General features: G+C 63.1%; 29 protein-coding genes and 1 tRNA gene. 18 read left to right on the top strand and 12 right to left on the bottom strand.

Annotated features, from left to right (window positions below):
• The 8 genes from cbiE to NKI24_RS10570 are packed head-to-tail and all read left to right on the top strand — an operon-like array spanning position 1 to position 7,053.
• Entirely contained in the window at positions 1–1,242 is a 1,242-nt protein-coding gene (gene cbiE / locus NKI24_RS10535) for a precorrin-6y C5,15-methyltransferase (decarboxylating) subunit CbiE (RefSeq protein ID WP_352450026.1), read from the top strand.
• Complete coding sequence (locus NKI24_RS10540) at positions 1,239–1,619, top strand: cobalamin biosynthesis protein (protein WP_023676642.1); 381 nt, start codon at positions 1,239–1,241, stop codon at positions 1,617–1,619. Before cbiE ends, NKI24_RS10540 begins: the two co-directional genes overlap by 4 nt.
• Positions 1,616–2,380, top strand: a complete 765-nt coding sequence (cobM, locus tag NKI24_RS10545; RefSeq protein ID WP_352450027.1) for a precorrin-4 C(11)-methyltransferase — start codon at positions 1,616–1,618, stop codon at positions 2,378–2,380. The genes NKI24_RS10540 and cobM overlap by 4 nt, the downstream gene beginning before the upstream one ends.
• Positions 2,377–3,183, top strand: coding sequence for a uroporphyrinogen-III C-methyltransferase (gene cobA, locus NKI24_RS10550; protein ID WP_352450028.1), 807 nt, complete (start codon positions 2,377–2,379; stop codon positions 3,181–3,183). The genes cobM and cobA overlap by 4 nt, the downstream gene beginning before the upstream one ends.
• Positions 3,180–4,493, top strand: a complete 1,314-nt coding sequence (locus tag NKI24_RS10555; RefSeq protein ID WP_352450029.1) for a cobyrinic acid a,c-diamide synthase CobB — start codon at positions 3,180–3,182, stop codon at positions 4,491–4,493. The genes cobA and NKI24_RS10555 overlap by 4 nt, the downstream gene beginning before the upstream one ends.
• Positions 4,490–5,251: an adenosylcobinamide-GDP ribazoletransferase gene (locus tag NKI24_RS10560; RefSeq protein ID WP_352450030.1), complete on the top strand. Its 762-nt coding sequence runs from the start codon at positions 4,490–4,492 to the stop codon at positions 5,249–5,251. The genes NKI24_RS10555 and NKI24_RS10560 overlap by 4 nt, the downstream gene beginning before the upstream one ends.
• A 24-nt stretch (positions 5,252–5,275) precedes the next feature.
• Entirely contained in the window at positions 5,276–6,286 is a 1,011-nt protein-coding gene (gene cobT / locus NKI24_RS10565) for a nicotinate-nucleotide--dimethylbenzimidazole phosphoribosyltransferase (protein ID WP_352450031.1), read from the top strand.
• Between the two features lie 26 nt (positions 6,287–6,312).
• Positions 6,313–7,053, top strand: coding sequence for a hypothetical protein (locus NKI24_RS10570; RefSeq protein WP_352450032.1), 741 nt, complete (start codon positions 6,313–6,315; stop codon positions 7,051–7,053).
• A gap of 94 nt (positions 7,054–7,147) precedes the next feature.
• On the opposite strand, the gene NKI24_RS10575 is transcribed toward NKI24_RS10570, so the two are convergent.
• A tRNA-Lys gene (locus NKI24_RS10575) sits at positions 7,148–7,223 on the bottom strand.
• Positions 7,224–7,328: 105 nt separating this feature from the next.
• The gene (locus NKI24_RS10580) at positions 7,329–8,234 is read right to left on the bottom strand and encodes a PhzF family phenazine biosynthesis protein (RefSeq protein ID WP_352450033.1); all 906 of its coding nucleotides are present in this window, start codon (positions 8,232–8,234) and stop codon (positions 7,329–7,331) included.
• 111 nt (positions 8,235–8,345) lie between these two features.
• On the opposite strand from NKI24_RS10580, the gene NKI24_RS10585 reads away from it, so the two are divergent.
• From NKI24_RS10585 to NKI24_RS10600, 4 genes are all read left to right on the top strand, one after another.
• Positions 8,346–9,638, top strand: a complete 1,293-nt coding sequence (locus NKI24_RS10585; RefSeq protein WP_352745102.1) for an efflux RND transporter periplasmic adaptor subunit — start codon at positions 8,346–8,348, stop codon at positions 9,636–9,638.
• Positions 9,639–9,640: 2 nt separating this feature from the next.
• On the top strand, positions 9,641–10,351 hold the full coding sequence (locus tag NKI24_RS10590) for an ABC transporter ATP-binding protein (protein WP_352742378.1): 711 nt from the start codon (positions 9,641–9,643) through the stop codon (positions 10,349–10,351).
• Between the two features lie 2 nt (positions 10,352–10,353).
• Entirely contained in the window at positions 10,354–11,571 is a 1,218-nt protein-coding gene (locus NKI24_RS10595; protein ID WP_352450036.1) for an ABC transporter permease, read from the top strand.
• Positions 11,572–11,685: 114 nt separating this feature from the next.
• Positions 11,686–11,928: a hypothetical protein gene (locus tag NKI24_RS10600; protein ID WP_023720771.1), complete on the top strand. Its 243-nt coding sequence runs from the start codon at positions 11,686–11,688 to the stop codon at positions 11,926–11,928.
• Here the strand turns inward: NKI24_RS10600 and NKI24_RS10605 are convergent.
• Together NKI24_RS10605 and NKI24_RS10610 are read right to left on the bottom strand one after the other, a co-directional pair.
• Complete coding sequence (locus tag NKI24_RS10605) at positions 11,925–12,653, bottom strand: hypothetical protein (RefSeq protein WP_352745107.1); 729 nt, start codon at positions 12,651–12,653, stop codon at positions 11,925–11,927. The genes NKI24_RS10600 and NKI24_RS10605 overlap by 4 nt on opposite strands.
• A 7-nt stretch (positions 12,654–12,660) precedes the next feature.
• A complete protein-coding gene (locus NKI24_RS10610; RefSeq protein ID WP_352450038.1) occupies positions 12,661–13,773 on the bottom strand; it encodes an endonuclease/exonuclease/phosphatase family protein in 1,113 nt (370 codons plus the stop codon).
• A gap of 187 nt (positions 13,774–13,960) precedes the next feature.
• Here NKI24_RS10610 and NKI24_RS10615 point away from each other — a divergent pair, with 187 nt between their 5' ends.
• Together NKI24_RS10615 and NKI24_RS10620 are read left to right on the top strand one after the other, a co-directional pair.
• The gene (locus NKI24_RS10615; protein WP_352745111.1) at positions 13,961–14,545 is read left to right on the top strand and encodes a BA14K family protein; all 585 of its coding nucleotides are present in this window, start codon (positions 13,961–13,963) and stop codon (positions 14,543–14,545) included.
• A 175-nt stretch (positions 14,546–14,720) separates the two neighbouring features.
• Positions 14,721–15,005 carry a PilZ domain-containing protein gene (locus NKI24_RS10620; protein WP_352450131.1) on the top strand — a complete coding sequence of 95 codons (285 nt, stop codon included), beginning with the start codon at positions 14,721–14,723 and terminating at the stop codon, positions 15,003–15,005.
• A 13-nt stretch (positions 15,006–15,018) separates the two neighbouring features.
• Here the strand turns inward: NKI24_RS10620 and NKI24_RS10625 are convergent, their stop codons facing one another.
• The 5 genes from NKI24_RS10625 to NKI24_RS10645 form a co-directional block, all read right to left on the bottom strand.
• A complete protein-coding gene (locus NKI24_RS10625; RefSeq protein ID WP_352450040.1) occupies positions 15,019–15,642 on the bottom strand; it encodes a hypothetical protein in 624 nt (207 codons plus the stop codon).
• Positions 15,635–16,156, bottom strand: a complete 522-nt coding sequence (locus NKI24_RS10630; RefSeq protein ID WP_352450041.1) for a hypothetical protein — start codon at positions 16,154–16,156, stop codon at positions 15,635–15,637. The genes NKI24_RS10625 and NKI24_RS10630 overlap by 8 nt, the downstream gene beginning before the upstream one ends.
• A gap of 494 nt (positions 16,157–16,650) precedes the next feature.
• A complete protein-coding gene (locus NKI24_RS10635; RefSeq protein WP_352470202.1) occupies positions 16,651–17,628 on the bottom strand; it encodes a DUF3592 domain-containing protein in 978 nt (325 codons plus the stop codon).
• Positions 17,629–17,885: 257 nt separating this feature from the next.
• Positions 17,886–18,905, bottom strand: a complete 1,020-nt coding sequence (gene ilvC, locus NKI24_RS10640) for a ketol-acid reductoisomerase (RefSeq protein WP_352450043.1) — start codon at positions 18,903–18,905, stop codon at positions 17,886–17,888.
• A gap of 135 nt (positions 18,906–19,040) precedes the next feature.
• Positions 19,041–19,694 (bottom strand): TetR/AcrR family transcriptional regulator, encoded by a 654-nt coding sequence (locus tag NKI24_RS10645; RefSeq protein ID WP_352745115.1) that lies wholly within the window; start codon positions 19,692–19,694, stop codon positions 19,041–19,043.
• 153 nt (positions 19,695–19,847) lie between these two features.
• On the opposite strand from NKI24_RS10645, the gene NKI24_RS10650 reads away from it, so the two are divergent.
• Entirely contained in the window at positions 19,848–20,276 is a 429-nt protein-coding gene (locus tag NKI24_RS10650) for an anthrone oxygenase family protein (RefSeq protein WP_023676664.1), read from the top strand.
• Between the two features lie 37 nt (positions 20,277–20,313).
• On the opposite strand, the gene NKI24_RS10655 is transcribed toward NKI24_RS10650, so the two are convergent.
• Positions 20,314–20,766, bottom strand: a complete 453-nt coding sequence (locus tag NKI24_RS10655) for a MarR family winged helix-turn-helix transcriptional regulator (RefSeq protein ID WP_352450046.1) — start codon at positions 20,764–20,766, stop codon at positions 20,314–20,316.
• Positions 20,767–20,866: 100 nt separating this feature from the next.
• On the opposite strand from NKI24_RS10655, the gene NKI24_RS10660 reads away from it, so the two are divergent.
• Complete coding sequence (locus NKI24_RS10660; RefSeq protein ID WP_352470198.1) at positions 20,867–21,172, top strand: Rieske (2Fe-2S) protein; 306 nt, start codon at positions 20,867–20,869, stop codon at positions 21,170–21,172.
• 1 nt (position 21,173) lies between these two features.
• Positions 21,174–21,899, top strand: coding sequence for a glutathione S-transferase family protein (locus tag NKI24_RS10665; RefSeq protein WP_352745119.1), 726 nt, complete (start codon positions 21,174–21,176; stop codon positions 21,897–21,899).
• Between the two features lie 54 nt (positions 21,900–21,953).
• Here the strand turns inward: NKI24_RS10665 and NKI24_RS10670 are convergent, their stop codons facing one another.
• Positions 21,954–22,364 carry a winged helix-turn-helix transcriptional regulator gene (locus tag NKI24_RS10670; protein ID WP_352456496.1) on the bottom strand — a complete coding sequence of 137 codons (411 nt, stop codon included), beginning with the start codon at positions 22,362–22,364 and terminating at the stop codon, positions 21,954–21,956.
• A 136-nt stretch (positions 22,365–22,500) separates the two neighbouring features.
• Between NKI24_RS10670 and NKI24_RS10675 the strand changes: the two genes are divergently transcribed.
• Positions 22,501–23,391, top strand: a complete 891-nt coding sequence (locus NKI24_RS10675) for an SDR family oxidoreductase (RefSeq protein ID WP_352745122.1) — start codon at positions 22,501–22,503, stop codon at positions 23,389–23,391.
• Positions 23,392–23,432: 41 nt separating this feature from the next.
• Here NKI24_RS10675 and NKI24_RS10680 read toward each other — a convergent pair whose 3' ends face one another.
• A complete protein-coding gene (locus NKI24_RS10680; RefSeq protein ID WP_352450049.1) occupies positions 23,433–25,352 on the bottom strand; it encodes a potassium transporter Kup in 1,920 nt (639 codons plus the stop codon).
• Between the last annotated feature and the right edge of the window lie 113 nt (positions 25,353–25,465).

The following is a 25,465-nucleotide window of genomic DNA, read 5'->3' on the forward strand; positions in this document are numbered from 1 at the left end:
ATGCCTGCTGAAGCTCCGCGCGGCGCTAAGCTCACCTCAAAGTGGCTCACGATCATCGGCATCGGCGAGGACGGTGTAGCGGGTCTCGGCGACGAGGCCAAGCGGTTGATCGCGGAGGCCGAATTCGTCTTCGGCGGCAAGCGCCACCTTGCCCTCGTCGCGTCGCTCGCCAAAGGTGAAGCGCGCGCCTGGCCGACACCCTTCGATGCCGAGATGCGCGGCGTGCTGGCGCTCTCCGGCAGACGCGTCTGCGTGCTGGCCTCCGGCGATCCCCTCTACCACGGTGTCGGCGTCACCCTCGCCCGCAAGGTCGCGGCAGAGGGTATGCGGGTGATTCCCGCGCCCTCGGCCTTTTCGCTGGCCGCCTCACGCCTGGGTTTGGCACTGCAGGACGTCGAGACCATTTCGCTGCATGGCCGCTCGCTCGACCTGATCCGGCCGTTGCTGCATCCTTGCACCCGCATTCTCGCGCTGACCTCAGACAGCGATGCACCGGGAGCGATTGCCCGTCTCATGACCGAACTTGGCTTCGGCGCTTCGCGGTTGACGGTGCTGGAGGCGCTGGGTGGGCCGAACGAAAGGCTGCGCTCGGCGAGCGCCGGCACTTTCGACCTCGAAAAGATCAACCCGCTCAACGTGCTCGCGATCGAAGTTGAATCGACTTCGCAAGCACGCATCCTGCCGCTGACAGCGGGACTTGCCGATCATTTGTTCGAGCACGACGGCCAGATCACCAAGCGCGAAGTGCGCGCCGTCACCCTGTCCGCTCTCGCGCCAAGACGCGGCGAACTGCTGTGGGACATCGGCGCCGGATCGGGCTCCATCGGCATCGAATGGATGCTGGCCCATCCTTCCATGCGTGCGATCGCCGTTGAGGCCGATCCGGCCCGCGCCGCGCGCATCCGACGCAACGCCGCGGCTTGCGGCGTTCCTGGTCTTACCGTCGTCGAAGGTTCGGCACCGCAAGCTCTTGCCGGGCTGGAGACGCCCGCGGCGATCTTTATCGGCGGCGGCGGCAGCGATGCCGGCGTGCCGGAGGGAGCCATCGATGCCTTGCCTGCCGGCGGCCGCCTTGTCGCTAATGCGGTGACCCTGGAGATGGAGGCGCTGCTGCTTTCCCGTCACGCCGCGCTCGGCGGCCAGCTCACCCGCATCGCTGTATCCCGTGCTTCGCCGGTCGGTTCGATGCAGGCGTGGCGGCCGGCTATGCCGGTCACTCAATGGAGCTGGGTGAAGCCATGATGGTCGCGGGCATCGGCAGCCGCAAAGGCGTCAGCGCGCGCGACGTGCTTGCCGCGGTAGAAACCGCCCTGGAAGCGCACGGGCTTGCCCTGCCCGCGCTTTCAGCCCTCGCGACCGCGTCTCTCAAGCAGGATGAAGCGGCAATCTTCGCCGCCGGACGCGAACTCCGCCTTCCGGTGATCGTCGTCGAGCAGGATGAACTCAAAGCCGCATCTACGACCAGCCGTTCCGACCTATCGCAGGAGCATGCCGGCACGCCGTCGGTTTCCGAAGCCTCGGCGCTTGCCGCCGCCGGCAAAGGCGCAAAACTGCTCGGGCCGCGCACCGTGCTCGGTGCTGTCACTTGCGCCATCGCCATCAGCGGAGATGCGGCATGACCGTTCACTTCATCGGTGCCGGCCCGGGTGCTGCCGACCTCATCACCTTGCGCGGCAGCCGCCTGCTCGGCAGTTGTCCCGTCTGCCTCTATGCCGGATCGATCGTCGCGCCGGAGCTGTTGCAGCACTGCGCGCCCGGAACGAGGTTGATCGACACCGCGCCGATGTCGCTCGACGAGATCGAGGCCGAATATCTGGCCGCCCACGCGGCCGGCAATGATGTCGCCCGCCTGCATTCCGGCGATCTTTCGGTGTGGAGCGCCGTTGCCGAGCAGATCCGCCGGCTGGAAAAGCACGGCATTCCTTACACGCTGACGCCGGGCGTGCCGTCCTTCGCCGCTGCGGCGGCAGCGCTGCGCCGCGAGCTGACCATTCCAGAAGTCGCGCAAAGCCTGGTGCTGACCCGCATCTCCGGCCGCGCCTCGAAAATGCCGCCGGGCGAAACGCTGGCCGGCTTCGGCCGCACCGGCGCCACGCTGGCCATCCACCTTGCCATCCACGCTATCGACCGCATCGTCGCCGAACTGACGCCGTTCTATGGCGCCGATTGCCCGGTGGCGGTCGTCTTCCGTGCTTCCTGGCCGGACGAGCGCGTGCTGACCGGCACGCTGGCCACCATCGAGGCGCAACTGGCCGCCGATCCGATGGAACGCACGGCAATCATCTTCGTCGGCCGCTCGCTGGCGGCGGAGGGTTTTGGCGAAAGTTCACTGTACGACGCGCACTACCAGCGACGCTTTCGCGGACGGGACGGATTGTGAGCGGCAGCAACAGAAACACTACGGTCGAGCAAGCGCTCACCCGGCTCAACTTCAAGCCGCGCCAGCTTGAGCCCGGGCATGTCTGGCTGGCCGGCGCCGGCCCTGGCGATCCCGGCTGCCTGACGCTGGAAGTGCTGGCCGCCCTCGGACAGTGCGACGCGCTGGTTTATGACGCGCTGGTCTCGCCAGAAGTCGTCGCTGTCGCCGAGCGCGCGGAACTGTTCTATGCCGGCAAACGCGGCGGCAAGCCGTCGATGAAGCAGGACGACACCACCGCTCTGCTGGTCCGGCTGGCGCGCGCGGGCCGGCGCGTCGTCAGGCTGAAGGGCGGCGACCCCTATATTTTCGGGCGTGGCGGCGAAGAGGCGCTGGCGTTGGCCGGGGAAACTATCCCCTTCCGCATCCTGCCTGGCCTGACGTCCGGCCTCAGCGCGCTGGCCGCGACCGGCATTCCCGGCACCATGCGCGGCATCAACAAGGCGCTGATCCTGGCGACCGGCCATGCCGCCGGCACCGATGACGATCTCGACTGGGCGGCAATCGCCCGCACCGGCCAGCCGGTGGTCATCTATATGGGCATGGCCAATCTGCCGCTGATCGCCGCTTCGTTGCTAGAGGGCGGCCTGCCGTCTTCGATGCCCGCCGCGGTCATCGTTGCCGCGACGACGCCGCAGGAGCGTATCGTCGTCGCCACGCTCGCCACGATTGCGGAGGAAACGGCCGCAGCCGGCTTGACCTCGCCGGCGCTGATCGTCGTCGGCGGCATCGTCGGGATGCGCGCGGCACTGGCGGGTGAGCCATGACCCGCGCCATCATCATCGGCGCGCCGCGCTCGGGCTCGGGCAAGACCAGCGTCACCATCGGCATTTTGCGCGCACTTGCCCGGCGCGGCCTGAAAGTGCGCGGCGCCAAATCCGGCCCGGACTATATCGATCCTGGCTTCCACACCGCAGCCACTGGCCTGTCCGGTGTCAATCTCGACAGTTGGGCAATGCCGCCCGCCCTGCTCAACGCACTGGCCGGCGAAGCGACCGAAGATGCCGATTTTATCTTCCTCGAAAGCGCCATGGGCCTGTTCGACGGGATCCCTGCTGCTCCAGGCCGTTCCGGCTCGGCGGCCGATCTCGCACGGCTCTATGGTCTGCCGGTGCTGCTTGTGCTCGACGTTTCCGGCCAATCGACCACGGCTGCGGCCGTCGCCAAGGGTTTTGCCACCTACGATCCGGATGTGCGCATGGCCGGGGTCGTGCTCAACCGGCTGGGCAGCGAGCGCCACCGCCGGCTATGCGGCGATGCCATCGAAGCACTCGGCCTGCCTGTCGTCGGCGCCATCCTGCGCGATCCCTCGCTCAACCTGCCCGAGCGCCATCTCGGCCTCGTCCAGGCCGGCGAATATGAGAATCTGATGGCGCATCTCGACCGGCTGGCCGACATGGTCGAGCGGTCGCTCGACCTCGACTCCATTATGGCGCTGGCGGCGCCATTCACGCCCGCGCCGGGCAATTTCGACGACGCGCTGCCGCCGCCCGGCCAGCGCATCGCATTGGCCGAGGACGCCGCCTTCACCTTCCTCTATCCGCACGTTGCCGCGCATTGGCGCAAGGCCGGCGCCGAGATCGTTCCGTTCTCGCCGCTCACCGATGAGGCGCCAGGCGACGATTGCGATGTCTGCTGGCTGCCCGGCGGCTATCCCGAGTTTCATGCCGGCCGCCTCGCGGCCGCGGCGAATTTCAGGGCCGGCATGGCGCGGTTCGCCGCCAGGCGGTCGGTGCACGGCGAGTGCGGCGGCTTCATGGTGTTGGGCGAAGCGCTCGAGGACGCGTCGGGCGAGACGCATCGGATGCTTGGCCTCCTCGGCCATTCGACCAGCTTCGCCAAGCGCAGGATGAATCTCGGCTACCGCGAGGCGCGGCTGCGGTCCGGCTGTCCGCTCGGCAGCCAAGGCACGCTGATCCGCGGCCACGAATTCCACTACGCACAGATGATTGCGACCGGCAATGACGAGCCGCTGGCCGACCTCGCCGACGGTCAAGGAAATCCGCTCGGCGCCTCGGGCTACCGGCGCGGCAATGTCAGCGGCACGTTCTTCCATGCCATTGCGAGGGGCGGATGAAGGCCTCGCAACAGCAAATTCTCGATGATATCGCGCTTTGCCTCGTCTTCTTTACCCGGCTGCCGCTGCCGAGAGCCGACTTCCGTGGCCGCAGCCTTGCCGCTGCGATCTGGGCTGCACCCGTTGCCGGTCTCGCCGTCGCTCTGGCCGGTGCGCTGGTCTACGCCATCGGGACAAGGCTCGGCCTAGCCGCAGGTCCTGCTGCAGCGTTGGCCCTTGCCGCGATCTTGCTCGCTACCGGCTGCCTGCATGAGGACGGGCTTTCGGATGTCGCCGACGGTTTTGGCGGCGGCAAGACGCGCGACAGAAAGCTGGAGATCATGCGCGACAGCCGCATCGGTGCCTACGGCGCTTGTGCACTTGCTGTCTCGCTGCTGATCCGCTGGAGCGTACTCTCTGGATTCGCCGGCCCGGCTCATGTCTTCTGGGCCCTCATTGCCGCGCATGCGGCCTCGCGCGGCCTGCTCGGCGCCTTCATGCACCTGCTGCCGCCGGCCCGCACCGACGGCCTCTCGGCTGATGCAGGCTTAGTCACCACCGAAACCGCGGGTTTCGGTGCCGCGCTCGGTGCGATCGCGCTGCTAACGCTTGGGGTCGGCGCTGCCATCTTGGCGCTCGTCCTGCTTGCGTTTCTGTTTGCCGCGTTCCGGGCGCTTTGCCTGAACCAGGTCGGCGGCCAGACCGGCGACACCGTCGGTGCCCTGCAGCAGCTGGGCGAGATCACAATCCTGCTCGTCGCTTCCGTTTCCCTTTCCTGACTCTGTTTCGGAGATTTCGCCCCCATGCCTTTCAAATCACTCGATGAACTGCGCGCCGCCTGCCTCGACCTGCCCAGTGGCAGCGATGCCGCCGCAAATGCCGTCGCCCGGCGCCAGGACACGCTGACCAAGCCGCAAGGCAGCCTCGGCCGGCTGGAGACAATTGCCGCCTGGCTGGCGCGCTGGCAGGGCCGCGACGTGCCAAAACTCGACCGCGTCAAGGTCTTCGTCTTCGCCGGCAACCACGGCGTCACCGCGCAAGGCGTGTCGGCTTTCCCTTCGGAAGTCACCGTGCAGATGGTGGCGAATTTCGCCGGCGGCGGCGCCGCCATCAACCAGCTTGCCCGCGTGGCCGGCGCCGAACTCGACGTCATCCCGCTCGACCTCGACCGCCCGACCGGCGACTTCACGCAAGAGCCCGCAATGGACGACAAGGCCTTCCTTGCCGCCGTCTCGGCCGGCTACGGCGCGGTCAGCAGGGAACTCGACCTCGTCTGCTTCGGCGAAATGGGCATCGGCAACACCACGCCGGCCGCGGCCATCTCGACCGCGCTGTTCGGCGGCGGCGCGGAAAGATGGACCGGACGCGGCACCGGCGTCGACGACGCCGGCCTCGTGCGCAAGATCGTCGCCATCGAGGCCGGCCTGAAGCGCCACGCCCCGGCGCTAGCCGACCCCCTGAAGGTAGCGGCAGCCCTCGGCGGCCGCGAGCTCGCGGCGATCCTTGGTGCGACGCTGGCAGCGCGTCATCTCGGCGTGCCGGTATTGCTCGACGGCTTCGTCGGCACCGCCGCCGCGGCACCATTGGCGAGATTGCATCCTGCCGGCCTCGCGCACACACTGGCAGCCCATGTCTCGGCCGAATCCGGCCACCGTCGTCTGTTGGAGGCGCTCGGCCTGCCGCCCTTGCTCGACCTCGGCATGCGGCTCGGCGAAGGCTCCGGCGCCTGCCTCGCAGTCAACATTGTTCGTTCAGCCCTAGAATGCCATACGCGCATGGCAAGCTTTGCCGAGGCTGGTGTTTCGGAGAAGTAAGGCGGAGCCAGGCGCGGATCGCGTTGATGAACAAACCCTCACAGATTTTCGGAGACCCCAAGCACGGGCTTCGCGATATTCTTGCTCGGATCATCACAGATTTCGACAGCAAGAGCGGCGCTTTTGCCGGGCTGAAATACAATTCGCCGTGGATACTCGCCACCGAGGATTGGGCAGAGCGATCGGTCCATACGGTCGAAGAGCTATGCGAGATGATTTCTCAATGCCGGATTTCGGTTCGCTCTGGGAATCCGACGAATCCGCCAATCATCCAAATTTTTGAAGATCTTCGCAGTGCTGCGGAAGAGTGGAGAACAGAGACAGGTTACAGTGATCCGCCCATCCATCTGACCCCGGAATTGACGAAATTCCCTAATCGCAAAGAACTGAAAGCCCATACCCTGAAGGTATGGAGTTCTTTGGGATTGGCGAGGCAATGGCATAGCTATGATGCCAAGGACCTTAGGTTCTGCGGAATTTTTGAGGACAGATTTGGTCACAATGTTACAGTCAGAATGACCTTTAAGCTTGGATATGGTGGGCCTATCCGGCTGGATTTTCACTTTCCTTACTACGCAGACGATGAACCTACATCCTTTGAACTGGGCGGTCTCTCGGGCGAGGCGCTATTCCATGCACTTCGACTGCCCAGGCATCCTGAACTCGAATGGATCGCAAGCAAGAGCAAAACAAACTTCGATGCCGTCGACGGCGTGATAGCCATAACGCGAGCAATCCTGACCTATCTGAAGCCCACTATCCAATAGTCGGGCGAGTCAGCTAGCCGCTTGCCGACATGTGCGACGGGCAAAAGCTGTCTCGCGCCGCGTTAAGGTCTTTCCACCAAATCCCGGAGATTTTTGGTGGGTGCGCACAGGATTGAACTGTGGACCCGCTGATTAAGAGTCAGCTGCTCTACCAACTGAGCTACGCACCCACTCGGCCGGCAAAACCGGCGTTGGCGGGCATATAGCCGCCGACATCCGCCATGTCCAGCCCCGTGGGATTCATTTCCCGACAAATCGCCGAAGTGCCGCAGCCGTCAAACAAAAAGCCTGCCTTCAGCCACCTTCACCGCATGGCCGCCGATGCGGGCGGCGGTCAGTTTGCCACCTTCGACATTCAGTTCGAGGCGAATGCGCGAAGGCCGGCCCATCTCCAGCCCCTGCTCGATCCACAGTTGTGAAACGCCGTCCGTCGGGCCGTCGAAATGCATGATCGCGCCAGCGAAGGCGGCCGCCGCTGAGCCGGTCGCCGGGTCTTCGTAGGACGGATTGCCGGGCACCATCATGCGGACATGGAAGGCACTGTCGTGGTGCACCGTCTCGCGGCAATAGACATAGGGGCTGGCGAAGGCCCAATCGCTCTTGCGTGGTGCGAGCTCCGACCAGGCCTGATTGTCCAGCCTGATCCGGGCGGCCGCCTCCAGATTGGCGACGGGGATGGCCACGTAGGGCACGCCCGCCGACCAGAACGAAACGCGGTGGTTCTCGAAGCCGATCTCGTGCGGCCCAAGGCCAAGGGCCGCGCCGATCGCCTCGGGATCGGCCGACAATGCCAGCTGCGCCGGCAGTTTCGCCAGGTCGAACTCGGCAAAGGTCGAACCGTCGTGCTTGCTGACAGCGCAGCGCACCGGACCGATATTCTCCTCGAGCACGAAGATGCCGGCGGCCTCTCCCGCCATTTCGGCGAGCGCTATCGCCGAGCCGACGGTTGGGTGGCCGGCGAACGGCATTTCATAGTCGGGCGTGAAGATACGGATGCGGGCCCGGTGCTTCGGGTTGTCCGGCGGCAGCACGAAGACGGTTTCGGACAGGTTGAACTCGCGCGCCACCGCCTGCATCGCCGCAACGTTGAGCCCGTCACAGTCGAGCACGACGGCCAGCGGATTGCCGGCCAGCCGGTTGGTGGTGAATACGTCGTAAAGCAAGTAATTCCGCGGCTGCATCTCAGTAAGTCCTCTGCCTCATTCCCAACATGAGCGAAATTTAATTTGAATTTTGCACCATAAGGCCTGATTTGTGCACTGATGGGATACCACTGAACATAGGGGTCCGGCGTGGACCAGATTGTCAATCTGCCAAAGACGGAATCCGCTTCCGCCATCGAGACGGCGCTCGGGCTCGACCACCAGGGCCTGAAGACAAAACGCCGTCGCGGTTGGCTTTACGCAGTGTTCGCACTGCTTGCCGTCGCCGCGACTGTCGTCGGCTACCAGTGGTATGCGGGCTCGCCCGCCAAGATCGAGTATACCACGACACTGGCCGCCATGGCCGACCTTACCGTCGCGGTTTCGGCTACCGGCACGCTGCAGCCTCTCACCCAGGTCGATATTTCCAGCGAACTCTCCGGCGTCGTCCGCTCGGTTTCGGTCAACGAGAACCAGCTGGTGAAGAAGGGCGATGTGCTGGCCGCGCTCGACACCGCAAAGCTGGAGGTGCAGATCGAGCGCGCCCAGGCCTCCGCCAAGGCAGCGGCGGCGAGCGTCGAGGACGCCACCGTGACCCTGGCCGAAAACGAAAAGGCGCTGGTGCGCGCGGCGCAACTGACCAAGCGCGGCATGGCGACGGACCAGTCGCTCGAAGCGGCAACCGCCACGCGCGACCGCTCGAAAGCGGCGCTCGATATTGCCAAAGCCAACCTCGCCATGGCCAGTGCCGATCTCAAGGCGCAGCAGACGGATCTTGCCAAGAGCACAATCTACGCTCCGATCGATGGCATCATACTGACGCGCTCGGTCGATCCCGGCCAGACGGTCGCCTCGTCGCTGCAGGCGCCGGTGCTGTTCGTCATCGCAGCGGACTTGAAGAACATGGAACTGAAAGCTGCGGTCGACGAGGCCGATATCGGCGCCGTCAAAACCGGCCAGCATGCGCGCTTCACCGTTGACGCGTTCCCCGAACGGCCATTCGACGCCGAAATCCGCGACATTTCCTATGCCTCGGTCACCACCGACGGCATCGTCACTTACGATGCAAGGCTGGATGTCGACAATAGCGAGCTTCTGTTACGGCCCGGCATGACTGCCACCGTCTCGGTCGTCACCAAGCAGGCCAAAAACGTGCTCACCGTGCCATCGATCGCCTTCCGCTACCGGCCGGCGCAGACGGCGGAGCGCGGCTGGAGCCTCACCGACGTGTTCACCGGCCGCATGGGACGCCCCGGCGGCAACCGCCAGCGCCAGGCGGCGACGAAGCCCACCGACGGCTCGCGCACGCTCTACGTGCTGGAAAATGGGCGGCCGCATCCGGTCAACGTCAGGGTCGGCTCGACAGATGGCGAACTGACCGAGATCGTCTCCGGCCTGGAGGAAGGCGCGCAAGTCATTACCGCCTCGCAGCAGCGGAGCTGATCGTGGCATCGGGCGCGACCACCCTCATAGGCTTCGACAAGGTCTGGAAAAGCTATGGCCAGGGCGAAGCCCGGGTGCATGCGCTGGCCGGCGTCGACCTCGCCATCAGGCGCGGCGAATTCGTCGCCATCATGGGCCCGTCCGGTTCGGGCAAATCGACGGCCATGAACATCATTGGCTGCCTCGACACGCCGACCGCTGGGACCTACAGCTTCGAAGGCATCGACGCCGGCCGTCTCGATCGCAACCGCCGCGCTCAGCTGCGCAACCTCTATGTCGGCTTCGTCTTCCAGGGCTATAATCTGTTGCCGCGCACCACGGCCGCCGAGAATGTCGAACTGCCGCTGATCTATCGCGGCGTCGGTGCCCGCGAGCGCCGCGGCCTTGCCATGCAGGCACTTGCCGAGGTCGGCCTTGTCGGCCGCGAGCATCATACGCCGGCCGAGCTGTCCGGCGGCCAGCAGCAGCGCGTGGCGATCGCCCGCGCCATCGTCACCAGGCCGACGCTGCTCGTTGCCGACGAGCCGACCGGCAATCTCGACACCGCCCGCACGCACGAGATCATGGAACTCCTGACGCAGCTGAACAGCGAGCTCGGGCTGACTATCGCCATGGTCACGCACGAAGCCGATGTTGCCGGCTATGCGCAGCGCACGATCCGTTTCCTCGATGGCCATGTTGCCTTGGACACAGCCAATCTCGAGATGGCCTAGCCATGATCTGGGAAACCGTTCGCCTCTCGCTCCGCTCCATCCGCCGCAACGTGCTGCGCTCGTTCCTGACGCTGCTCGGCATCGTCATCGGCGTTGCCGCCGTCATCGCCATGCTGACCATCGGCTCGGGCACCACCGAAAAGGTCAAGTCCGACATTTCCAAGCTCGGCAGCAACCTGCTTGTCATTCGTTCCGGCCGACCGGCCGGGCCCGGCGGCCCGGGAGGGCTCGACCAGGTGGTCCGGCCTCTTGCCTACAAGGACCTCACAGCGCTTGCCGCGCATCTGGACGGCTCGCGTGCCATCTCGCCGGCGTCGCAAAAGCAGGTGCGCGTCATTTTCGGCACCGAAAGCCTGACCTCGGGCGTCACCGGCACCGACAGCGCCTATCTCGATGCCCGCGACTGGAAGCTGGTTTCGGGCCGCCCGTTCAGCGATTCGGAAACCCGCTCGGGGACCGGCGTCTGCCTCATCGGCGAGACGGTGCGCCAGCAGTTCTTCGGCGCCGGCGACCCTGAAGGCGAGATCATCCGCGTCAACCGCACCTCCTGCAAGATCATCGGCTTGCTCGAACCGAAGGGCTATACCGGTTTCGGCCAGGACCAGGACAATGTCGTGCTGATGCCGCTCGCCGCCTATCAGCGTCGCATTGCCGGCAATCGCGACATCGACTCGATCTATGTCGCCGCCGACGACCGTACGCCAACCACGGTGCTGCAGCAGCGCGTCGAGGACATCTTGCGCGACACACGCCGCATCACGCCCGACCGCGACGATGATTTCTCGATCCGCGACATGACCCAAATCGCCGATGCCATGGCCAGCGCGACCACCACCATGACTGGCATGCTCGGTGCCGTCGCCGGCGTCAGCCTGCTCGTCGGCGGCATCGGCATTATGAACATCATGCTGGTGTCGGTAACCGAGCGCACGCGCGAGATCGGCATCAGGCTCGCCATCGGCGCCCACGAAAAGCATATCCTCATCCAGTTTCTGGTCGAGGCAACCGTGCTGTCGCTGCTTGGCGGCATCATCGGCATCCTGATCGGCCTGGCGCTGGCCGGCCTCGCCTCGCTAACGCTGACGATCCCGTTTGCGCCAAGCCCGGCGGTCATCCTGCTTGCGGTCGGCTTTTCCGCGCTGATCGGCATGGTGTTCGGCTTCTTCCCGGCGCTGCGCGGCGCGCGGCTTAACCCGATCGACGCGCTGAGGCATGAATAGGCATTGCAGCAAGTGTCGCCTCCAGACGCTGCCAATTTTTTATGCAACCTGCCCTTGCCGCAGCACATTCTGCAATGATAACAATGCTGTTGGGGACTAAGGGGGGAACAATGGATGAGCAAGAAAGCGCGACTGGCTCTGGCGATTGTAATCGTCGAAGCCGCCTTGGCAGGGCTTTGGTGGAATTTGATCCTTTATGGGATGGAGAATCCCGATCGCGTCACCGCTGACTTCCAGCAGGTAATTGGGCAGACGATGGGAACGGCGATGGGCGCGCTCCTGGGTCTCGGCGTGCTGTTGTATTTTGTTGCCGCCCGCAACGACCGCAAGGCTATTGAAGGTAGGCTACGACGTTAGAGTTGGAAACCTTGCTCGCTCGCAAAGTGCCATTCGATCAGCGGTCTCATATGCGGCATCAGCCCGTCCGGCAGGTCGGCTGCATTGCGGATGATTACGGGGCCTTCGATTTCAGGCTCTGACTCGGCCGCGACGAAAGCGCTGATCCGCTGTGCCAGGTCGTCGGCGGAGGCCGTCTCGCGGTAGCGGCGAAAGATCACCGTGCCGCTTGCCGTCGACAGGGCGTAATGGCGCCTGCCGCGTGTCGCGCCTGACAGGTCGAGGCCGGTCTCTTCCCGCACCTCGCGGATCATGTTGAAGTCGACGTCGACAAGGCCGTCGCGGAAATCGGTTGGCTCGAACGAACCGGCGGCGAAGTAGACGCGCCCGGCATGGACCGTATGCGGCGCCATGCGGATCGCCACCAACGCGTTGTCGCCGGCGACCAGCATGGCATGGGCGTAGGCATGTTCGGCGCCAGGCACCTGTCGATTGCTGCGCCAAAGCATGAAGGTCGAATAACGCACCGCATGGCAACGGCCGACTAGGCGATTGTCGCGATAGCTGAGAGCGGAAAGCAGCACCACGGTGCCGTCGAAAAGCGCCGGCTTGGCCGCGGTCTCACGCCGCCAGTTCTCGGCGATCGCGTCGGCATGATCGCGCTCGAACGGATGCGGGCCGGAATCGAGCCTGACGTCGATGGCATCGACCGGCAGGATGACATTGCGCGGCAGGTCGAAACTCACGCCTGTCTCACACCATGTCGAGGGCAATTGCTACCGGGCAATGGTCGGATGCCTTCGGCCGGTCCCATCCGGCACGTGGGAAGCGCTCGACCTCCTGGCCCGCTGGAAATATGGTGCGCCAAGGCTGGCCGTTGCGGATGATATCGGGAACCGCGGTGGCGTTCTGCCTGGCCAGCGCCCTCGACAAAAGGATGTAGTCGAGCTGGCAGAGATGCCGCTCTTCCGGTCCGCGTGTGTGATAGAAAGTCCAGCGGTCCATTTCCGGCCGCCGCTCGACCGCGTTTTCACAAAAGCCGCCGGCAGTGAGCACATCGATGCAGGACCGGCTCTCGTCGATGACCTCGAAACGGTAGCCGTCGACGGCATCGCCGGTAATCTTCACGCGCTGCCGGTAGTCGTTCATGTCGCCGCAGATTGCCCAGCGCTTGTCGGCGGCATGGTCCTTGCCGAAGCGCTCCTCGATGATCAGGCGAACCGCTTGCGCCTCGGCGATGCGCAGCGGCATTGTTGCTTCACGGCCGTCGAGGCCGTTGCGGGGCGAGCCCATCGATTTGAAATGCACGAGATAGAGCGTCAACGGCGCGCCAGCCACCGTCAGATCGATTTCCAGGCAGTCGCGCCGGAAGATGCGCTCATTGGCCTGATATCCAAGCGCTGCCAATTCCGGCGTGTGCAGGCCGAATTGCTCGAACGTGACATAGGCGTAGCTGGTCATGCGCACGAATTCGATTGGCTGGCCCTGCGCGGTCTCGTTGCGCATCATCACGGCGACGTCGATGCCGCGCGAATCATTGCCGGCGGTGGTGTATTTCTGGCGGTAGCCTTGCCCCACCATCTTGAACAGATAGCCATATTCGAAGGCCCTCAGCGCCTCGATATTGTCGACCTCCTGCATGCAGATGATGTCGGCGCGGGTGGCCGCGATCGCCAGCGCCGTCAACTGCCGCGTGTCGTCGGATTGGGCGATGGCCCGCGCCTGCTCGAGCATCTTGTATTCGGCCTCGCTCTGAATGTCGAAAAGCGCCAACGTGCGATCTTCGTTGAGCTGATTGCGGTATCCGGAATAATCAAACCTGTTCATCAGGTTTTCGACGTTGAAGGTGGCAAGGCGCAGCGACATGGCTTTGACCTTTGCCCGCAAGCGCGCCCGAAAACAAGGGCGCAGAAACCAGGCGGCTCTGATTGATCGCGCGCGCCCTATGGTTGACGGAACCTTTTTGTTCATCTTCCGTTCAGATGGAAAGTTCCATCAATAGGCCCTTCCCCGGGGTATTCTGGGCGTGGGGCCTGAATCTTCGGAGAGTGCGATGAAACCGCTCTTTTTATCTTCCGCCAGATCCGGGCTGATGGCCCTCGGTCTGATCGCCGGCCTCTCGGCCCCGTCGCTTGCCGGGCCGATGCCCAAACCTCTGCTGCCGGTGGCGGGCAATGCCGCCGACATCGTGCAAATTCGTGAAGATTGGGCCGGCGGCAACGACAGGCAGATATGGCGTTGGCGCAACCACGGCTTTCGGCAATGGCACGGCGGCGACGATTGGAGATGGCGGTCCCACAATTTCCGCGGCCGTCATTTTTCGAGACACTGGGACAATGGCGGCTGGGACGACAGCTGGCGCTGGCGCCACCATCGCCGCCATTACCGCGGCGGCTACTATGATGATGGTGCGGGTGCCGCGATTCTTGGCTTGGGCCTGGGGCTCGGCCTTGGCAGCCTGTACAACAGCTACAACTACTACGACGCGCCGCCACCGCGCCGCTATTATCGCGCAGGGCGGCTTTCCAGTGCACATGTCCAATGGTGTTACAATCGCTACCGGTCGTACCGCGCCTGGGACAACACCTTCCAGCCCTATTACGGGCCGCGCCAGCAATGCTACTCGCCCTATATGTAAGCAGGCTGACAACAAGCATCATTCGGCGCCGTGCTTCGCGGCGCCTTTTTCTTCCAGCCAGGAACCGCGAACATCGCCCAGTCCCGACTGCTGATAACGCTATTTTTATCAGGCAGGTCTAATAATCCTCCCGATCAGAACGCCCGAGACGCGAAAAATGGCTGGATTGCGTGCGATGGCCGAGGACGAACAGAGGGACAAACGCCGGCAGCGCGTCTTCAAGGGCGCGACGATCCTGACCGGCATGAGCAATTCCGAGGTCACCTGCACGCTGCGCAACATGCATGCCGGCGGCGCCGAATTGAAGGTCTCGATCGATGCGCGCGTGCCCGATGAGTTCCTGCTCTATGTTCCGACCGACGGCGTTGCCTACAAAGCGGTGGTCCGCTGGCGCCGCGAGGACCGAATCGGCGTGATGTTCACCGGCACCCAGCCAAAGCCCAGTTGGCATTACGGCTGAGATCTCACCTGCGCTATCCGGGTGGCAGGACTTGCAGTGTCTGCTCGTCAAACAGCGGCTCTTCCTGGCCGACGCGAACGAACAGAAGCTTTCGCAGGTCGAGTGATTGCACCTCGAAATACTGAATGCCGTCCGGGGCTTCGCCCCATTCGCCGCAAGGCGGTTCGCCGACCTCGTCAGGGTTAGCGACGGTCTTCAATTGCTCACGATAGGCGGCATCGGGCCTGAAAACATACCGGAGGATGCGCGCGGGCGTCGCCGCGTCGGTGTAAGGCGTGAGCACGCAACGTGTGCTGATGGCTTTCTCGGTCTTCTCTGTAAAAATGCGCTGCAACGCAGCGTCGGCGGCTTCGCCCGGCAGCATATCGAAGACTTCGACGACGGGATCGGCCGGCCCGCCGTCGCTGTATTTGATGGCAAGCGCATTGCCGCCAAGCTCGAAATGAATCCGGCGAAAACCGAAATCGCAGCGCTGCACCCAGGCAGCCAGCCCGACATCCTTGTCCGCCAGCCGTTCCCAGCTGCATTTGTCGACAGGCGGACGCGACGGCTTGCCTTGGTCGGCACGAGCGCCCGTAGCCATGGCCATAAGGACCGGCAGGGCGCAGATGCAGGCCGGCAGTCTCTTGCTATTCATCGCTGCAACCCGACAAGGTAAAGGCATCCCAGGCTGAACCATCGGGATTGGCATTGGCGAAATCGGGCCATTCGGTAAAAATCGCGCCGAAGTCAGGCAACAGCAACCCTGCCGGTGCCGGCGAGGCTTGGCGGGAGCTCAACTGCTCGGCACCGCCTGCATTGAACGCATAGACCTGCCCATCCCACACTCTGCACAGCCCGGTGCCGTCCTCGAGACCCGCCTCACGATCGTCGTCGGTGCAGGTGTGCCGGATCGTGCCCACAGGAAACGAGTACTTGCCATTGGTCCAGGTAATGTCCGACGGCAGGCGAAGGTCGGTGTTCGGCACGATCAGCGAAAAGACCTCGGTCGTCAGCGCGGCCGGCTCGTTGTTGGTTGGCCGGAACTGTATCGTTGCTCCCGAACGCGGCTCGCGATAGGTCGCATGGCTGAGCGGACATTCTGTTGCGTTCGCTGCTTGCAACAGGCTCAGCATGCTCAGAAAAATAGCTGCTGCTTTGCGGATGATCATTTAAGTCCCTTGGAGCAGCATCATTGTGAAGTCTGAGCATCGATGCTTTAGCATGGCCCAAGGCCACGTCGAAAAGAAAGAATCGATGATGCGAAATCTCTTGATGCTCATTTCGATCCTAGCATTTTCGTGCGGCCACGCCTTTGCCACGGAACCCTATGTGGGCACATGGTCCGGGGACAGATCGAACTGTACCGCCGTTGCGGATGTTCAACGCCAGACTGTCTACACATTGTACCGCGACGCGCTGTCGGTCCCTGCTCTCGGCTGCGAACACGCAACGTTCCTCAAGACGCCTACGGGCTGGGTGGCTCGGGCCAGCCAATGCTACGGATCCGACCCGTCGGCCGAAGGGCCGTTCTCCCGTGTCATCCATATTGTGGTCGACGGGGCGACGGTGAGATTGACATGGCCTGGCTTCGACAGCGGAGTTCTTGTCAGATGCTGAAGACAGGCGTCTTCTTCCGCTGGATATGCAGCATAGGACAGCAGCTTCAGATGACGCCTACCAGCAGCGCAGCTCCACCGAGGAGGCCAACTGCGCAGACCCACAGGAGCCAAAGCCCGCTCACCCTGCATTCGAGAACCGCTGCAACTGGGTTGTCGGGATCGTAGTGGACCTCGACCTTGTCGCCCTGGAGGTAGCGCTGCGATCGACCGCTGACGAGGCTCGGCAGCGAAGCCGTCACGTTTGCGCCGAACGCGATGCGATCGGCGGCGTAGCGCTGGCCGGCGACGCTATAGCTGTAGACGACGCGGGATTTGAAGACTGTCCGCCAGGGCCGATAGCCGCCTCCGGACCTGTCGCGGGTCTCGAATTTCTGCAGGCCTGAAGCATCGATGCGTCCTGCCGTGATCGGCCATTTGGCCGCCTGTTCCGCAAGTGACTTCTGGGCAAAGCCCATGCGCAAGACAAACAATCCCATGAAAAGCAGCAGGGCCGCGGCGCCGAGGTTCTGCGGCCTGGGCAAGAACGGCCGGACCGCTTCGAGGACGCCGCCGACGGAGAAGACCAATACAAGCGCGCCGACCACCAGCCCGGCCGAAAGCTGGACCATGAACTTGAAGGAGCCGTCGGGCATGGTGCGTTCGATCACGGCCTTGGCTGGATCGGCCGGATTGTAGAAGACGGTTACGCCGGCCCCGTTTGGAAATTTCGCAAGGGTTTCCGCCACGGCAAAGTTTCCAAGGTTCTCCTGCACGCTGTAGTGCGAACTGCGAAATGTCTTGCCGTTCACCTTGTATTCGAAGGTGATTGCCGGGAAGTTGCGGATTTCGGTCGACCCTCTGCTGTCCGAACCGGATCCCGAACTGGTCACCTCGCGAGCCTCGACCCGCGACGAGATGATCTTTCCCGGCGTCGGAGACCAGCGGCTGACCGCCCTCACCTCCCACCACTTCAGCAAGGTGACGAGGGAGAGCATGCCGGCAACCGCGCAGGCAAACCCGACCAACAGAAATTTGAGTTCCAACTCTCACCCCCTTGGCACTTTTGTGCCATGCCCCGCACAGGCATATCACGGTGATGAGGATAGTGCGCCTGTCCAGAAGCCTGGAAACCACACAATCTTGATGCGAAAAGGCCGGCGGATCGCTCCGCCGGCCTTTCTTGATCGGCAATGAAATCGCGATCAGTTCTTGGCCTTGTCGACCAGCTTGTTCATGGAAATTCCCACGCGCCCGCAGGGCGAAGCCCGAGGACGGGTAACGAAACGAACGTGGATGTCCTTCAGTTCTTGGCCTTATCAACCAGCTTGTTCTTCGAAATCCACGGCATCATCGCGCGCAGCTTGGCGCCGACTTCCTCGATCTGGTGGCTGTCGTTGTTGCGGCGGATGCCCTTGAAGCGCGACATGCCGGCGCGGTATTCCTGCATCCATTCCGAGGTGAACTTGCCGGTCTGGATATCCTTCAGCACGCGCTTCATCTCGGCCTTGGTCTCGGCGGTGATGATGCGCGGGCCCGAGACATATTCGCCCCATTCGGCGGTGTTCGAGATCGAGTAGTTCATGTTGGAAATGCCGCCTTCATAGATCAGGTCGACGATCAATTTGACCTCGTGCAGGCACTCGAAATAGGCCATTTCCGGCGCGTAGCCGGCTTCCACCAGTGTCTCGAAGCCGGCGCGGATCAATTCGACCAGGCCGCCGCACAGCACCACCTGCTCGCCGAACAGGTCGGTCTCGCACTCCTCGCGGAAATTGGTCTCGATAATGCCCGAGCGGCCGCCGCCAACGCCGCAGGCGTAGGAGAGCGCCAGGTCGAGCGCATTGCCCGAAGCGTCCTGGTTGACCGCGACCAGGCACGGCACGCCACCGCCCTTCTGGTATTCGCCGCGCACCGTATGGCCAGGCCCCTTCGGCGCGATCATCACGACGTCGACCGAAGCTTTAGGCTCGATCAGGCCAAAATGCACGTTGAGGCCGTGGGCGAAGGCGATTGCCGCGCCATCGCGGATGTTTGGCGCGATCTCGGATTTGTAGATGTCGGCCTGCAGCTCATCCGGCGTCGCCATCATCATCAGGTCGGCCCATTTGGCGGCATCGGCTACGCTCATCACCTTGAGCCCGTCGGCCTCGACCTTCTTGGCGGTCGCCGAGCCGGCCTTGAGGCCGATGGCGATGTCCTTGACGCCGGAATCCTTGAGGTTGAGCGCATGCGCCCTGCCCTGGCTGCCATAGCCGATGATGGCGACCTTCTTGCCCTTGATCAGGTTGAGATCGGCGTCGCGATCGTAATAGACACGCATTTTTCTTCCTTCCCGTTTTGAACCAGAGCATGATGCCGAAAAGTGTGAAGCGGTTTTCGGACGACATCATGCTCCATCTTTTAGTGTAGAGCCGGATTCAGATTTCAGGTCGATTTGACCTGAAATCATCCGGCTCTATGGGCCCTGCGGCCCGGTTTTTGCCCCGAAAAGAGCGAGAAACTGCTGCGTCGCCCGGACGGCATCGCCGCCGATCGCCGCATCAGTCAATTCCAGCCGGTCGCCAAGCAGCAAGCGGATCTGCACGTCACGGGCGACCAGCCCGAAAAAGGTGCGGAACGCCGTCTCCGCGTCCGAAAATTCAAGGAACCCGGCCTGTCTCCCGGCCTCCAGCACCGGTTTAAGGCGCCGGGCCAGTGCGAAGCGGCCGTTCTCCAGCACGATGGCGCCGAGATCGTCCTTCCCCGAACTAGCATGGCCGACCGCCACCCTGTTCAGCGCGATCGAGGTGTCGCTCGAAATTACCTTGAGCCAGTCCGAAGCGAAGCGTTCGAGGCTCGCCGTCAGCGAAGCAAGGTCGAGCCCCTTGCGGTCGACCGGCACTACCCGCACCTTGGACGCCTGCCATTGTACCGTTGCCGTCAACAGCCCGTCGCGATCGCCGAACCATTTGTAGAGCGTCTCCTTCGAGCAGCTCGCCCGCCGCGCCACGGCGGTCATGGTCAACTGATCGCCCTCTTCGACCAGCAGGCGAAGGGCGGCGTCGAGCACGTCCTTCTGCCGCTCCGTCAGCGCCTCGCCGGTGTCGATGTCGGTCACAGCGTGCAACACAGTTTTTCCTCAGGGGGCAAACTCACCCGCAGTTCAGATACGAGCTCGATGGCGTACCGTACGTTACGGTTCGGCTTTATGGCGTATTGCCCGACCCGACGCAAGCCTTTATTTCTGTTTGCTCCATGCGGGGCATCACGGGAGACACGGATCATGCTCGCCGGATTGCTTGCCTTGACCGTTGCCGCAGTGTTCGCGGGTGCGGCTATCTACGTCAGCGTCGCCGAACAGCCGGCGCGGCTTCGCCTCGATGACAAGGCATTGCTGCAGGAATGGCAGCCTTCCTACAAGCGCGGCGCCGCCATGCAGGCCTCGATCGCCGTCATCGCCTGTATTCTAGGCCTCGTCGCCTGGTGGCTGACCGGCAATCTCGCTTATCTGGTCGGTGCCTTGCTGATCATCCTGCCTTGGCCATGGACGCTGCTGGTGATGATGCCGGCAAATAGGTTGCTGGAGGCGATGGACGCGAACTCCGTCAATCCTGAAGCTCGGACATTGATCGCCAAATGGGGCAATCTGCATCTGGTCCGCGTCGGGCTTGGCGTTCTGGCGACGTTGGCATTCCTCTTGGGCAGTGCCTGACCTCGCCAATCGGTGCCATCTTCGTCATGAAGGCGTGTCACTCCAGGGCGGGCGGATCTCGCAGGCGCCCAAGCAGAGCTGACAGCACATCGAGCTCATCATTGGAAAGCCGGGAGCCGACCAACTCCGCGATCGACCGGCCGTAGACAGCCCACATGCGGCGGCGCGTCTCGCGTCCCTTGTCTGTGACGCGGACCGTTTGCCCGCGGCCGTCATCGGCAACTGGAAGCTTCTCGACCTGCCCGTCGGCTTCGAGCCGCGCCAGCAGCCGGGAGATGTTGTACTGCGCAAACAGGGTGCGCTCGGTGAGTTGGAACGGCCGCAATCCGGCCTCGCCCGCCTCGGCAAGCTCATGCAGGACGTCGTACCAGGCAAGCGGCGGCAGGCCACTGTCCTTCAGCGCGTCCTCGGCTCGTTCCAACAACTGGCGCGAAACCCGCATCAGGCGGGCCCAGGCCTTGATGGCTGGAGGTGAAGGAATCCCGGTCATGATTGCATCGTAGGCGATAGATGCAATTGCATCAAGCTTGACGATCGATGCAAATGCATCTATATAGATGCAATCGCATCAATCATGAGAGGCAATTCCGATGAAGCATGAAATCTGCAAGATCGCCGACATTCCGGAAACAGGCAGCCTGATCGCTCCGTTCTTCGGCCGCGAGGTCCATGTCTATCGCAGCGGCGAGCGTATCCGCGCCGCCGCCAACGTCTGCCTGCATTTCGGTGGCCCGCTCGACTGCAAGGACGGCAAGCTCGTCTGCCAATGGCACGGCGCCTCGTTCGACATGGCCAACGGTGATCGCCTCGAAGGCCCGGCGCCGAAGGGCTCCCGCCTGATGTTCCTCTCCACCCGCGTCGAGGACGGCGCATTGAACTATGTCTGGGGAGAGTGAGATGATCGACAAGCTCATCCTCGTCAGCCACCATCTTTGTCCCTATGTGCAGCGCGCGGCGATTTCACTTCGCGAAAAGGACGTGCCATTCGAGCGCATCACGGTCGATCTCGCCAACAAGCCTGCCTGGTTCAAGGCGATATCGCCGCTCGGCAAGGTGCCGCTGCTCCGCGTTGAGCATGACGGCCAGGAAACGGTGATCTTCGAATCGCTCGTCATCCTCGAATTCCTCGAGGAAACCCAGCCCAATCCGCTGCATCCCACCGACCCCTATGCCCGTGCCCGGCATCGCGCCTGGATCGAGTTCGGCTCGGCAATCCTGAGCGGCATCGGCCGCTTCTATTCAGCGCCTACGGAAGCCGCGCTGCTCGCTGAAAGCGAGGCGCTATCGGCAATGTTCGATCGCCTGGAAGTGGAACTGGCGAACGGCGCGGCTGGATCATGGTTCGACGGCGAGCGTTTTTCACTGGTCGACGCGGTCTACGGGCCGATCTTCCGCTATTTCGACATCTTCGACCGGATCGGCGATTTCGGCATCCTGGACCGAAAGCCGTTTGTCTCGGCCTGGCGCAAGGCATTGCACGAACGCCCATCCGTGAAGGACGCGGTCGCTCCCGATTATCCGCAACGCCTCCACGCATTCTTGCAGGCTAAGGGTTCGCACCTTTCGGAAATCATCCGCCAAAACGATCCGGCCACAGCGCTTCCGCAAGCCCGATCGGCTTGAATGGATTGAGCACCGTTCCTGTAACCATGGAAGCCGCTGTCTCGGCCTTGAGGCTCAGCCCTCGGCAGTATCGAAAACCTTCCGCGCCTCGCGTACAGCGCCGTGATTGAGCTCGGCCCATTGGATCAGCTGATGCAAGGGTCCAAACATCGAGCGCCCGAGATCGGTGAGGCTGTATTCGACGCTCGGCGGTTTGGTCGGAAACACCTGGCGATGCACATAGCCGTCGCGCTGCAGATCGTGCAGCGTCTGGGTGAGCATGCGCTGTGATATGTCGGGCACCAGCCGCCGCAATTCGCCGAAGCGGTACGGCTTCTCGGCCAAGGCCTCCATCAGCAGTGAACTCCATTTATTGCTTATGCCCTGGATCACGTCGCGAACCGGGCAATCCGCAAGGTTTCCGCCACCGCTGCCTGCTTTGTAGATCTCGAGCTTCGATCTCAGATTGACGATCTTGCCGTCCATGGCTGGTTCCCTGGATGTGCCTACCTCCCGCAAAACTGCCTTCTTTACGAGGATGGGTCAATTCCTATTTTAGTGCTGGTCTCTTTTTGAGACTAACATATGCACCCGCCGCTCCGGCGCAACGTCAGGACATCTCATGACCGACACCCTTCTCGTCACCGGCGCCTCCGGCCAGCTTGGCCGCGGCGTCATCAATCATCTGCTTGACACGCTCAAGGTCTCCCCTCAGCGCATCATCGCCGCCACCCGCAATCCGGAAAATCTGGCCGATCTGGCAGCCCGAGGCGTCACCATCCGGGCAGTCAACTTCGACGACACCGCGTCGTTGGCCAGTGCATTTACCGGCGCCGACAGGGTTCTGATCATTTCGACAAACGAGCTCGCCATTCCGGGCAAGCGCCTGAAACAACATGAGGCCGCGGTCGCCGCCGCAAAAAGCGCCGGCGTTTCGCACCTGCTCTACACATCGATGCCCAATCCGGAACCAGGATCGCCGGTGCTGTTTGCGCCCGATCACCACGGCACCGAGCAGGCTATCAAGGCGAGCGGCATTCCCTACACCATCTTCCGCAACGGCTGGTACCAGGAGAACCTGTTCATGGCGCTGCCGCACGCCATCGCCTCGGGGCAGTGGTACACATCCGCTGGAGACGGCCGCATTGCACACGGCGCGCGCGACGATATGGCCGCGGCAATCGCCGCCGGCCTCGCTTCGAGTGCAACCGAAAGCACGACATACACACTGACCGGCCCCAAGGCCCACACGATGGCCGAGATTGCGGCCCTCGTCACCGAGGTCACCGGCAACCCGATCGAAGTCGTCCAGCTTTCGGATGAAGCGCTGACCGAGGGATTGAAGGCAGCCGGCGTTCCCGAAGCTTTTGCGCCTGTCATCGTTTCCTTCGACACCAACACCCGCTCCGGCCGGATCGGCATGGTGACCGACGCGGTCGAGACGCTGTCCGGCAGGAAGCCGCAGCCGCTGAAGCAATTTCTTGAAACAAACAAGGCGGCTCTGGTGAGCTGAGCCTCACAATGGCCGTGCCCTCAAAGGGCACGGCCATTTGTTCAGATAGCCACCTGCGTCCCGATCTCGACCACCCGTCCGGTCGGGATCTGGAAATATTCCGTCGCATCGGCCGCCGTGCGCGCCAGCCCGATGAACAGCTTGTCCTGCCAGACCGGCATGCCGGAATTGGGCGAGGCCTTGAGAGAGCGCCGCGACAGGAAGAAGGAAGTCGTCATGATGTCGAACTTCCAGCCCTGTTTGCGGCAGATCGCCAGCGCACGCGGGATGTTGGGCTGCTCCATGTAGCCGAAGGTCAGCGTCACCCGCATGAACAGCTCGTTGACCATTTCCATCTTGACGCGCTCGCTGTCGGGCACAACCGGCTGCGGTGCCGTCACCACCGAAAGGATGACGTTCTGCTCGTGCAGCACCTTGTAGTGCTTCAGGCTGTGCATCAGCGCGGTCGGCGCGCTCAGCGGGTCGCTGGTCAGGAACACCGCGGTGCCCGACACCAGATGCGGTTTCTTCTTCAGCAGATTGCCGGCAAGGAAATCCAGCGGGATCTCGTTCCGGCGCGTCTTGTCGAACAAATAGCGGCTGCCGCGGATCCAGGTCCACATAGTCATCACGATAACTGCGGCGATGGCAAGCGATGCCCAGCCACCTTCAAACACCTTGACTATGTTGGCGGCAAAGAAGCCGGTATCGACGAAGGCGAACACGGCCATCAAGGCGATCGCGACGCCGAGCGGCCATTTCCAGATGCGCGTCATCACAACAAAAAGCAGCACATTCGTCACCAGCATGTTGCCGGTCACCGAAATACCGTAGGCCGAGGCCAGGCGGCTGGATTCGCCGAAGCCGACCACCAGCAACATCACCACCAGCGCCAGCATCAGGTTGATGCGCGGCAGATAGATCTGGCCCGACTGTTTTTCCGACGTATGCTGGATAACGAAACGCGGCAGCATATTGAGCTGCACCGCCTGTCTGGTCAGCGAAAAAGCGCCGGAGATCACCGCCTGGCTGGCGATGACGGTCGCCGCCGTCGCCAGCACGACCATCGGAATAAGCGTCCAGCCCTGGTTCATCTCGAAGAATGGATGACCGACAACGCCGCCATTTGCCAGCACGAAGGCGCCTTGCCCGACATAGTTGAGCAACAGACAAGGGAACACGATTGCCAGCCAGGCGAGTACGATCGGCTTGCGGCCGAAATGGCCGAGGTCGGCATAGAGCGCCTCGGCGCCGGTGACGGCGAGGAAGACCGCACCAACCGTGACGAACGCGACATCGGGCGAGTTGACCAGGAACGACACGATGTAATGCGGGCTGATCGCCAGCAGGATTTCCGGATCGGCGATGATGTGGTTAATGCCGGAAAGGCCGATGGCCAGGAACCACAGAGCCGTGACTGGCCCGAACACCAAACCTACGCCGCCGGTGCCGAATCGCTGTACCGCAAACAGGATCGCCAGGATGGCCAGTGTCAGCGGCACCACATAGGGCTGGAATGTCGGCGTGACGACATTCATACCTTCGACCGCCGATAGCACCGAGATCGCCGGCGTAATGACTGCGTCGCCGAAAAAAAGCGCCGCGCCGACGATGCCGATGCCGAGGATCACCGCCGAGCGCGTCGGGAAACTGTTGCGCGCCAGCGCCATCAGCGACAGCACCCCGCCCTCGCCTCGATTGTCGGCGCGGAGCACGAACATGATGTATTTGATGGTGACGGTGATCGTCAGCGACCAGATGATCAGCGATAACACGCCGAGGATGTCGCCACGGTTGGCGACGTTGCCACCGGCCGATGCATGCAACGCCTCGCGAAATGCATAGATCGGGCTGGTACCGATATCGCCGTAAACCACGCCGAGCGCGCCCAGCATCAGCACCTTGGTGCTGTGCTGCTCGACCTCAGAATGGCTGGATTGTTCGACAGGTTCTGCCTCGTTACCAGCATTGGTAAGGGCCATGGATGACACTCCGGTAAGCGGGCGGTGCTCTACGCTTGCTGCGCTGCAATATCAAGTGCCGTCACGTAATGGCTCCGTCCCGATATTGCGAGTCCTCCACGACTTGGCAGACT

Origin of the sequence: Mesorhizobium sp. M0701 (assembly GCF_040320365.1) — a bacterium.
Classification (GTDB): Bacteria; Pseudomonadota; Alphaproteobacteria; order Rhizobiales; family Rhizobiaceae; genus Mesorhizobium.